This is a genomic window from Micromonospora sp. NPDC053740 (assembly GCF_040677775.1).
In the GTDB taxonomy this organism is placed as follows: domain Bacteria; phylum Actinomycetota; class Actinomycetes; order Mycobacteriales; family Micromonosporaceae; genus Micromonospora; species Micromonospora alfalfae.
Genome location: NZ_JBFASO010000014.1, coordinates 85,295 through 95,519 on the forward strand (window position 1 = coordinate 85,295; position 10,225 = coordinate 95,519).

The 10,225-nt window shown below is 70.7% G+C and carries 7 protein-coding genes and 1 pseudogene; 2 read left to right on the forward strand and 6 right to left on the reverse strand.

Annotated features, from left to right (window positions below):
• Positions 1 to 621 (reverse strand): annotated as a pseudogene (locus AB0K35_RS30530) (hypothetical protein); the annotation flags it as partial.
• A 602-nt stretch (positions 622 to 1,223) separates the two neighbouring features.
• On the opposite strand from AB0K35_RS30530, the gene AB0K35_RS30535 reads away from it, so the two are divergent.
• The gene (locus tag AB0K35_RS30535; RefSeq protein WP_238670494.1) at positions 1,224 to 3,011 is read left to right on the forward strand and encodes a glycoside hydrolase family 6 protein; all 1,788 of its coding nucleotides are present in this window, start codon (positions 1,224 to 1,226) and stop codon (positions 3,009 to 3,011) included.
• A 120-nt stretch (positions 3,012 to 3,131) separates the two neighbouring features.
• Here AB0K35_RS30535 and AB0K35_RS30540 read toward each other — a convergent pair whose 3' ends face one another.
• From AB0K35_RS30540 to AB0K35_RS30560, 5 genes are all read right to left on the reverse strand, one after another.
• Positions 3,132 to 3,518, reverse strand: a complete 387-nt coding sequence (locus AB0K35_RS30540) for a hypothetical protein (RefSeq protein ID WP_238670492.1) — start codon at positions 3,516 to 3,518, stop codon at positions 3,132 to 3,134.
• 120 nt (positions 3,519 to 3,638) lie between these two features.
• Positions 3,639 to 3,947: a hypothetical protein gene (locus tag AB0K35_RS30545; protein WP_238670491.1), complete on the reverse strand. Its 309-nt coding sequence runs from the start codon at positions 3,945 to 3,947 to the stop codon at positions 3,639 to 3,641.
• Positions 3,948 to 3,963: 16 nt separating this feature from the next.
• Entirely contained in the window at positions 3,964 to 5,622 is a 1,659-nt protein-coding gene (locus tag AB0K35_RS30550) for a sodium:solute symporter family protein (protein WP_238670490.1), read from the reverse strand.
• A gap of 198 nt (positions 5,623 to 5,820) precedes the next feature.
• On the reverse strand, positions 5,821 to 6,936 hold the full coding sequence (locus AB0K35_RS30555; protein WP_363889799.1) for a hypothetical protein: 1,116 nt from the start codon (positions 6,934 to 6,936) through the stop codon (positions 5,821 to 5,823).
• A gap of 11 nt (positions 6,937 to 6,947) precedes the next feature.
• Entirely contained in the window at positions 6,948 to 7,541 is a 594-nt protein-coding gene (locus tag AB0K35_RS30560) for a hypothetical protein (RefSeq protein ID WP_238670584.1), read from the reverse strand.
• 287 nt (positions 7,542 to 7,828) lie between these two features.
• Between AB0K35_RS30560 and AB0K35_RS30565 the strand changes: the two genes are divergently transcribed.
• Positions 7,829 to 10,225: nitrate- and nitrite sensing domain-containing protein (locus AB0K35_RS30565; protein ID WP_363889802.1), on the forward strand; the 2,397-nt coding region annotated here is incomplete at its 3' end.

Here is a 10,225-nt window from a genome sequence, read left to right on the forward strand (position 1 = left end):
GTCGGAGCCGTACTCGGAGCCCTGCTCGTCCTTGGACTCCCAGTCCTTCTTGTCACGGCCTTCTTCGGCGTCCTGGCCGTGCTCCTCGCCCTTCCAGTCCTTGCTGTCCTCGTCGCCGTAGGCGTCGGCGGCAGCGCCGCCACCCTGGCCACCCTTGCCGTTCTCGTCCTTGTGCTCGTCCTTGCCCTTGTCGTCCTTGCCGTTCTCGTCCTTGCCGTTCTCGTCCTTGCCTTCGTGGTCCTTGCCCTTGTCGTCCTTGCCGTTCTCGTCCTTGCCTTCGTGGTCCTTGCCGTTCTCGTCCTTGCCGTTCTCGTCCTTGCCCTTGTCGTGGTCGGAGGAGTTCTCCTCCTCGCGCCACTCGCGGTCCTCGCCCCGTTCTTCGTGCGCCGGCTTGAGCTTGACCTTGCCGGTGACCTTGGACCACACGTACGCGTGCTCCTGCCGATCCGGGCAGATCTCGAGGAGCTTGACCTCGTCGCCAGCCTTGACGACGTGCGGCTTGGCGTAGACCTTGCCGTCGTCGTGGCCGTCGGCGAACGCGATCCCCGGTGCGAACACCAGGAGCGACGCGCCGCCGAGCGCGGCGCCCGCAACGACCTTCCCGAGCATCTTCTTAGCCATGACCTGCGTCACTCCATCCCTGTTGTCCTGAGCTCGGCGACAACCGAGCTAAGACCGACGTTAGACCGTTTCATGACTTATGAAGTGAAAGATTCGCGTTTTACCTTTGATCCAAGTAAGAGGTGAAGGGGTGGTACGCGGCTTTCGCTGCGCTGAGTGCCGTGTCAGGTCTCCCGGGCGCCTGTGGGTGGGGCACGGTGTTCCGCGCTGCCCGTGCCCGGCCTGCCCCGGTCATCCGGTAGCGGCGGCTCCGAGCGGCCCGTGCCGGTCGGGCGCACTCGGAGGTATCGTCCGAAACGACTCCCGGCGACGCATCGAGCCATTGCCATGGAAGCGCTCCCATGCAAGAATCGGCGAACGCGGTTCAGAGAGCCACACCGTGCAGGCAGGGGAGTCGAGGGCACCCGGTTTCACCGGGCGACGCACCCGCCGCCGATCGACCGGCCGACGCATCGGCCGGGCAACACCACCACCATCGCCCGTCCGGGTCGGGCGCCCCCCAAAGAATCCCGTTGGCGCCGACGGCCGTCCGTGCAGGACGCCCATCGGGCCGTCCCGCCGGGCCGTACCTGGGCCCGGTCTCGCCCAAGGAGATCAGTGGCATGAATGTGTGGAGAAGGCTAACCGGCCCACGCCGGGCCCTCGCGCTCGCCGGCGCGGGTGCCCTGGTCGCCGGTGGGCTCGTAACGATTCCGGTTACCGCGGCGCAGGCCGCGACGCAGTGCGACATCGCGTACACGAGCAACGACTGGCCCGGCGGTTTCACCGCGAGCGTCACCATCAAGAACGTCGGCGACCCGCTGAACGGCTGGACGCTGGGCTGGACCTTCGCCAACTCCAGCCAGCGGGTGCAGCAGGGCTGGTCGGCCACGTTCACCCAGTCCGGCAGCCAGGTCACCGCCCGGAGCATGTCCTACAACGGCACCCTGGCCACCGGCGCGTCGACGAGCATCGGCTTCAACGGCGCGTGGAGCGGCAGCAACCCGAAGCCGACCTCGTTCACCCTGAACGGTGTGGTCTGCAACGGTGGCACCACGCCGCCGACTAACCCGCCGACCGATCCTCCGACGGATCCGCCGACCGACCCGCCGACCGATCCGCCGACGGATCCGCCGACCACGCCGCCTCCCGGCGTCAAGGTCGACAACCCGTACGCCGGGGTGCGCGGGTACGTGAACCCGGAGTGGAAGGCCAAGGCGGACGCCGAGGCCGGCGGAAGCCGGGTCTCCAACAACCCCACCGCCGTCTGGCTGGACCGGATCGCCGCGATCAACGGCACGCCGGACAGCAGCTCCAACGGCGCCTTCGGGGTGCGGGACCACCTGGACGAGGCGCTGCGCCAGGGCGCCGGTTACATCCAGTTCGTGATCTACAACCTGCCCGGCCGGGACTGCTCGGCGCTCGCCTCCAACGGTGAGCTGGGCCCGGACGAACTGCCGAAGTACAAGTCCCAGTACATCGACCCGATCGCCGCGATCCAGGGTGAGTCGAAGTACAGCAGCCTGCGGATCGTCAACATCATCGAGATCGACTCCCTGCCGAACCTGGTCACCAACACGTCCGATCAGGCCGGCGGCACGGTCATGTGCGACACGGTCAAGGCCAACGGCGCGTACGTCAACGGTGTCGGCTACGCCCTCGCCAAGCTGGGCGCGATCGGCAACGTCTACAACTACATCGACGCCGGTCACCACGGCTGGCTCGGTTGGGACTCCAACTTCGTCCCGACCTCCAACATCCTGAAGACCGCCGCGGTCGCCTCCGGTAGCACTGTCAACAACGTGCACGGATTCATCACCAACACCGCGAACTACTCGGCGCTGCAGGAGCCGTACTTCAAGGTCACCGACAACGTGAACGGCCAGACGGTGCGGCAGTCCAAGTGGGTCGACTGGAACTTCTACGTCGACGAGTTGTCCTTCGCTCAGGCGTTCCGCAACCAGCTGGTCTCGGTGGGCTTCAACTCCAACATCGGCATGCTGATCGACACGTCCCGCAACGGTTGGGGCGGCTCCGCCCGGCCCACCGGCCCGGGCGCGACGACCAGCGTGGACACGTACGTCAACGGAGGCCGCATCGACCGCCGGGCCCACCTCGGCAACTGGTGCAACCAGGCCGGTGCCGGTCTCGGCGAGCGGCCGCGGGCGAACCCGGCCACGGGTATCGACGCCTACGTCTGGGTGAAGCCGCCGGGTGAGTCGGACGGCTCCAGCAAGGAGATCCCGAACAACGAGGGCAAGGGCTTCGACCGGATGTGCGACCCGACGTACGGCGGCAACGCCCGCAACGGCAACAACCCGTCCGGAGCGCTGGCCAACGCACCGATCTCCGGTGCCTGGTTCTCCGCCCAGTTCCAGGAGCTCATGCGCAACGCCTACCCGGCGCTCTGATCGGGTAGCCCACGCACCAACCCGCTGCCAGTGGTTGGTGAGGCACTGTTGGCAGCAGGTTCCCCCCGGGTCCCCGGCTCGACCGTCACAGGTCGGGCCGGGGACCCCCCCTTGCCCCGATCAGGGCACTGTGCGTTCGATCGCCGCCCGGCCCTGCTCGGCCAGGTCACGGCGGGCCTTCTCCAGGTTTTCCGGTGTCAGATCCTGCCCGCGGGCCATCACCAGGTCCTCCGGCTCCCACTGCTGCTCGCCACCGGTGCGGATGTTGTCCCCGCCAGCGCCGGTGCCCGTCCCGGTCGCCCCGGTGCCGGCGGCGTACGGATCGCCGATCAGTTCGTCGGTGTCGGGTGCGAGGTCGTCCGGTCGGCTGCGGGGTTCGGCGAAGCCCGGAGTGTCCCGGTCCGGGCCACCTCCGGTCCGCAGCTGCGGCACGGTGGCGTCATCGTCCACCGCCGAGGCCACCTCGGGGCTGTCCTCCAGCGGCGGTTGGCGATCGCGATCGGTCATGGTGCTGCCTCCTGTGTCCGACACGGTGCCTGATTTCCCCCACGTACCCCTTCGTGCCGCGCTCATGCCGCACGGCCCGGCGGTCGGGCCGGGCCGTGCTCATGCCGTGCGGTCAGGCGGTCAGGCGTCGGGCTGCTGCTCGTTCGGGGCCGGGGCTTCCGCTGGGCGCCACCACTGCCAGAGCAGCATGAGCAGCCCGAACACGAGCATCGCCAGCCCGGCCCACAGGTTGATCCGTACGCCCTCGGCCTTGTCGATCTCGGCCCGGCTGTCGAAGATGCCGATCAGCGTCACGATGACCCCGTACGCGACGAAGAGGCCACCGATCACCCGGCGGATGTCGAACAGTCGGGCCGCGGCGGAGCGCCGCTGCTCTGCCTGCGCCTCGTCGATCAGCGGGTCCTGTGCCGGCTGGCCATCGTTGCTCATCTGCCGACCCCTTTCCTTAGAAGACCGGGATGTAGAACAGGGCGGCCAGCGCGACCGCGATCAGACCGAGCAGCACCGGGGAGCGGTACCAGGCGGCGTCCCCGGCGAGCACGTCGCCCTTCAGGTCGACGCCGCCCATGCCGTACACCAACCCGCGCAACTCCTCGTCCCGCTTGGGCGAGGTGAGTGGAGTGACGATCGCGGCGACCACCACCGCCGTGACGAACGCCAGACCGGCGCCCCAGAAGCTCTCCTCCAGGTCGGAGTTGAAATCGATCACCCCGCCCTTGTAGAGCAGGTAGAGGCTCAGCGACACCAGGGTGCCCAGCAGCAGCGACCAGAAGCCGGCCAGCGCGCTCATCCGCTTCCAGAACATGCCGATGATGAAGGTGGCGAACAGCGGCGCGTTGAAGACGGAGAAGAGCGCCTGGATGTAGTTCATGATGTTGCTGAACCCGGCCGCGATGAACGCGGTGCCGATCCCGATCACCACGGCGGCGACAGTCGCCCACCGGCCGACTCGCAGGTAGTACTCGTCCGACCGGTCACGGCGGATGTACGCCTGCCAGATGTCGTAGGTGAAGACGGTGTTGAAGCCGCTCACGTTGGCCGCCATGCCGGCCATGAACGAGGCGAGCAGGCCGGTGACCGCCACCCCGAGCACGCCGTTGGGGAGCAGGTCGCGCATCAGCAGCGGGATGGCGTTGTTGTACTGCAGGTCGCCGCTCTCCGCGCCGAGGCCCTTCACGGTGACCAGGGCCACCAGGCCAGGGATGACGGTGACCAGGGGGATGAACAGCTTCGGGTACGCGGCGATGATCGGCGTACGCCGGGCGGCGCTCATGTTCTTGGCCGAGAGGGCCCGCTGCACCTCGGCGAAGTTCGTCGTCCAGTAGCCGAACGACAGCACGAAGCCGAGGCCGAAGACGATGCCGATCCAGTGCGCGCCCAGCGGGTTCGCGGTGCTGCCGGTGTCCTGCCAGGCGTGCAGCCCGGCCTCGCCGAGTTTGGTGTCGCCGACCGCGTCCATCAGGCCGTTCCACCCGCCGACCTTGACCAGGCCGATCACCGTGACCGGGATGAGGCCGGCCAGAATGACGAAGAACTGGAGCACCTCGTTGTAGATCGCCCCGGACAGGCCGCCGATGGTGATGTACGCCAGCACGATCGCCGCGCCGACCACGATCGCCGTCCAGAGCGGCCAGCCGAGCAGCGCCTGCATGACGAGGGCCAGCGCGTACAGGTTCACGCCGGCGATCAGCACCTGGGCTACGGCGAAGCTGATCGCGTTGAGCAGGTGGGTGGGGCGGTTGAACCGCAGCCGCAGGTACTCCGGCACGCTGCGGACCTTGGAGCCGTAGTAGAAGGGCATCATCACGATGCCCAGGAAGACCATCGCCGGGACCGCGCCGATCCAGTAGTAGTGGACCGTCATGACGCCGTACTGGGCCCCGTTGGCGGCCATTCCGATGATCTCCAACGCGCCCAGGTTCGCCGAGACGAAGGCGAGACCGGTCACCCAGGCCGGCAGGGAGCGGCCGGAGAGGAAGAAGTCGACGCTGGTCCGGATGGCCCGACGCGCGGCGAAGCCGACCCCGAGGACCGTGACGAAGTACAGCGCCAGGATCAGGTAGTCCAGGCCGTTCATGTTGAGCCGAAGACCGTCGCCGTCCATCCCGTCACCCCTCGTCCCGACGTCCACGCTGGTTGGTTCGCGCGCGCCCTATTACCCCGTCTGCACGATTTCACTCCCGAAGGTGTCGAGACTGCCGTGTTCGGATCGTTCGGGCGGTCTGGTGGGCTCGGCGACGACCGGTACGCAAGCTGGCGCCCCGGCCGTTTCGGCCGGGGCGCCAGTGTTGCTCGGGTGGACTCAGCGACCGAGTACGCGGTCCAGGAAGTCCCGGTAGTTGCGGACCGCCATCCGCAGTTGCTCGGTGTCGGCGGAGCCGGCGTCCTGCCACCCGCCCAGCGTGTTCTTCTGGGCGGCCAGCGCCGAGGAGAGGGCCTGAATGGCCTCCTGCACCAGCGACTGCGCCTCGCCGGCAGCCGCCTGCGGGTCGTCGACGAAACGCAGCTGCACGTCTCGCCAGCGGTCCCGGAAGCCCTGCGCGGTGTCCGCGTCGAGGAGCGTGGCCGGCTCGGCCGCGACTGTCGACCCGGCGGGTCGGGACGTTCCGGCCGACTCCAGCGTGGGGCTGGTGTCGTCGCCGGGGACCGGTTCGCCGTCCGCGTCCGGGTCGACCATCTCCGGGGTCGCGCTGCCGTAGCCGGCCGCGCCCGCCGCGGCGGCGTCCCGGTCACCGGTCAGATCGACGCGCCGCTCGGGGTCGCCGTCAGTGCTCCCCGGGGGGATGACGGTCCGCGCGGACGTGTCAGCGTCGGTGCTGTCGTCGAGGTCGGTGCTGTCGTCGAGGTCGGTGCGGTCGTCGACGTCCGCACTGTCGTCGACGTACGCGTCGCGACGGTGCAGCTCCGCTGTCGGGTCGGCGCGCAGACCCTCCCGCTCACCATCCTCGGCGCCATCGCCCGGCTGGGCGGTCCGCTCGGCCCGGGGGTCCGGCTGATCCTGCGGACGCGGGCTGGCCAGCGCGGAGGCGGCCACCGCGTCGGCCACAGTGGTCGCGCCGAACGTCGTCGGCAGCGGCCCCGGCTCGTGGAAACCGCCCTCGTCGGTGGACCGGTCGTCGCGCCGGTGGCGCGGGTCGGAGTCGTCGGTCAGCTCGTCGTCGGCCCTGTCGTACGCGGCATCCCGGTCGGTGTCGTCGGCCCGCTCGGTGTCGTCGGCCCGGTCGGTGTCGTCGGCCCGGTCGGTGTCGTCGGCCCGCTCGTGGTCGGCGGCCTGGTCGTCGAAGGTGCCCCGGTCGTCGAGGGCGTCCTCCGGGACGTCGGAGCGGCCGGCCCGGTCGCCGGCCGGGGGTACCGGCACGGGCGCGGACCGGACTGCCTCCGGGTGGTCGTTGCTCACCTGCTGCTCTTCCTGGCGCATCGGTGGCCTCCTCAGCGGCTCGTGGCGTCGTGGTCCGGGTGGTGGCGCTGTTCGGGCGTGTGGTGGCCGACCGGCTCCTCGCCCAGCAGGTCGGCGAAGAGTGCGCGGTAGTGCACGACCGCCTGCCGCAGCTCCTCGGTGTTGGCCTCGCCACGGGAGTTGCGCAGATGGATCTCGTGCGCGTCCCGGTAGTTGGTCAGGGTGCGGGCGTGCTCGACGGAGAGGTGGGCGATCTGGTCGGAGAAGTCACCGGTCGGGTAGCCCTGCTCCTCGATGAGCCGGGTGACCAGTTCGTCAGCGTCACCCACTGTCTCGCCGGGGGAGTCGATGAAGCGGACCTGGAGTTCCTCCCAGGCGGCGGCGTACCGGGCCCGGGACTCCGGGGTGAGTGGGGTGAGCGTGAGCTCGGCATGCCGGCGTTCCCGGTCGCGCAGTTCGCGCTCCGCGGCGGACCGGCTGTCCTGTTCCGCCACCACCCGGTCGTACTCCGGTCCGAACCGGTTGCGCAGGGCCCGGCGGTTGTTGAGCGAGCGGGCGGCCACGGCCAGCACCGCGACGATCACCAGCACGACGAGCACGATGACGACTATCTGCGTGGGCGACATGGGCTCCTCCTTCGTCATCTGCTATTCCCTCCACGCAGTGATCGCCAATCCCGATCCGAGACACTTTCCTGACGAGGGGCGCAACTACTCACCGGCCAAAACCTGATTCATCCCAGAAGAGGCGCTTGGGCGGTGACGACACGGGCGGTAGTGAAACAGCCTCCGATTACGTATCCTGCCCAAGGCGCCCGCGCCGGTGCCCGGCGACGCGGCCGGGCGCGCAACCGGCAGGCGCGGTGCCCGGCGGCGCCGGCACCCCTCCTGCCACCCTGTACGGGCGAGGTCTGATGAAAACCCGCGACTGGCCGATCCGCTCGAAGCTGACCGCGTTGGTCGTAGCGCCGGTGACCGCGCTCCTGGCGCTGTGGATCTTCGCGACCACGCTGACCTTCGGCCCCGCCCTGAACCTGCTCTCCGCCCGCACCCTGCTGTACGACCTGGGTCGCCCCGGCGAGACAGTGGTCACCGAGCTGCAACGGGAGCGCCGACTCTCGGTGGTGCAGCTCGCCGGCAGTACCGAGCTGCCCGCCCTCGCCGAGCAGCGCGGACGCACCGATCGGGCGGTCGCCGAGCTGCGCCGCCGGGTGGACGGGGAACCGCTGCGCGACGCCGCTGACGACCTGCTGGAAACGCGGGTCGACCAGTTGGTCAACGCCCTGGCGGCGCTACCCGACGGGCGGAAGTTCATCGACGAGCGCAAGGTGGACCGGGCCGGCGCGATCGGCCTGTACAGCGGCATGGTCGCCGCGGCCTTCCAGGCGTTCGCCGGCATGGCGACCCTGACCGACCCGGACATCAACCGGCAGGCCCTGGCGCTCACCGCGCTGGGTCGTTCCCGGGAGCTGCTCGGCCAGAGCGACGCGCTGCTGGCCGGCGCGCTGACCGCCGGACGGTTCGCCGAGGGGGAGCACACCCAGCTCGTACAGGCCATCGGCAACCAACGGTGGCTCACCGAGAGCGCCGTGGCCGACCTGCCCGAGAGCAGCCGGGTCGCGTACCAACGGCTGACCGAGAGCGAGGCGTTCACCAGGCTGCGCAGCATGCAGGACGCGCTTGTCGTACCCAACCGGTCCGGTCGGCCGACGGTCGACGCGGCGGCCTGGCAGGCCAGCCAGGACGCGGTGCAGCAGCAGTTGCGGGACTTCGAACTGTCCGAGGCCGACGCGCTGACCGACCGTTCGGTGCCGATGGCGGTCCGGATCCTGGTGCGGCTGGCCGCCGCCGGCGTGCTCGGGCTCGTCGCGGTGGTGGTCTCGGTGCTGGTGGCGCTGCGGGTCGGCCGCACCCTGGTCCGGCGGCTCAGCGGCGTCCGCACCGCCGCGCTGGAGCTGGCCGAGCACCGGCTGCCCGACGTGGTGGCCCGGCTGCGCCGTGGCGAGCAGGTCGACGTCGCCCGGGAGGCACCGCCGCTGGAGTACGGCCACGACGAGATCGGCGAGGTCGGGCGGGCCTTCACCGAGGTGCAGCGCACCGCCGTCCAGGCCGCGGTGGACGAGGTCACCCTGCGTCGCGGGCTCAACGAGGTCTTCCTCAACATCGCCCGCCGCAGCCAGAGCCTGGTGCACCGCCAGCTGCACCTGCTGGACCGGATGGAGCGGCGTAGCGAGGACCCGGACGAGCTTGCCGAGCTGTTCCAGGTCGACCACCTGGCCACCCGGCTGCGCCGGCACGCCGAGGATCTGGTCATCCTCGCCGGCTCCGCGCCCGGCCGGGGTTGGCGGAACCCGGTGGCGATGGTCGACCTGATCCGCGGCGCGATCTCCGAGGTCGAGGCGTACGAACGGGTGGACGTCAAGGCCGTGCAGCCGGCCGGCGTGCTGGGGCGGTCGGTCGGCGACATCATCCACCTGCTCGCCGAGCTGGTCGAGAACGCCACCGCCTTCTCCCCGCCGGACACCCGGGTCACAGTCACCGGGGCGCAGGTGGCCAACGGGTACGCCCTGGAGATCACCGATCAGGGGCTGGGCATGTCCGACGCGGCACTGGAGACCGCAAACACCCGACTGGCCAGCTCGCCCGAGTTCGACCCGGCGCAGAGCGCCCGACTCGGCCTGTTCGTGGTGGCCCGGCTGGCGGCCCGGCACGGCGTACGGGTGGGGTTGCGCCCATCCGGGGAGGGTGGTGTGACCGCCGTGGTGCTGATCCCCGGCGACCTGGTCACCACCGAGCCGCCGGCCGGCCCCGACCCCGCCACGCTCGGTACCGCGTCTGCCGACCCGAGCCGGCGGCTGGCCCGGACGGCGCGCCGGGGCACCGTGACCCGCCCCCGTACCCGCCCGCCGACGGCCCCGTCCGCCAGCACAGCCCCGCCCGCCCCACCCGGCGGAGCGCCGACCTCGGCCATCGCGCCTGCCAACGGGCGCGACGAGGGGTCGGCGACCCCCGACGAGCCGGACGACGAGCTGGATGGTCTGCCCCGCCGGGTGCGACGTCGTACCCCGGCGGCGGCCCAGCCCCGGTCGACAGTCACCGACACGCCGTCGCCCCGCTCGCCCGAGGAGGTCCGTCAGGTGATGGCGGCGCTCCAGGCCGGCACGACGCGCGGACGCGCCACCGCCATCACCCCGGCCGCGCCAACCGGCCCGGCGGCGCCAACCGGCCCGGCGGCGCCAACCGGCCCGGCGGCGCCAACCGGCCCGGCGGCGCCAACCGGCCCGGCGGCGCCAACCGGCCCGGCGGCGCCG

Coding starts and splice junctions, on each gene's coding strand:
- AB0K35_RS30560 (WP_238670584.1), bottom strand. CDS start 7,541: ATGTCGCCCACGCAGATAGTCGTCATCGTGCTCGTCGTGCTGGTGATC.
- AB0K35_RS30545 (WP_238670491.1), bottom strand. CDS start 3,947: ATGAGCAACGATGGCCAGCCGGCACAGGACCCGCTGATCGACGAGGCG.
- AB0K35_RS30540 (WP_238670492.1), bottom strand. CDS start 3,518: ATGACCGATCGCGATCGCCAACCGCCGCTGGAGGACAGCCCCGAGGTG.
- AB0K35_RS30555 (WP_363889799.1), bottom strand. CDS start 6,936: ATGCGCCAGGAAGAGCAGCAGGTGAGCAACGACCACCCGGAGGCAGTC.
- AB0K35_RS30535 (WP_238670494.1), top strand. CDS start 1,224: ATGAATGTGTGGAGAAGGCTAACCGGCCCACGCCGGGCCCTCGCGCTC.
- AB0K35_RS30550 (WP_238670490.1), bottom strand. CDS start 5,622: ATGGACGGCGACGGTCTTCGGCTCAACATGAACGGCCTGGACTACCTG.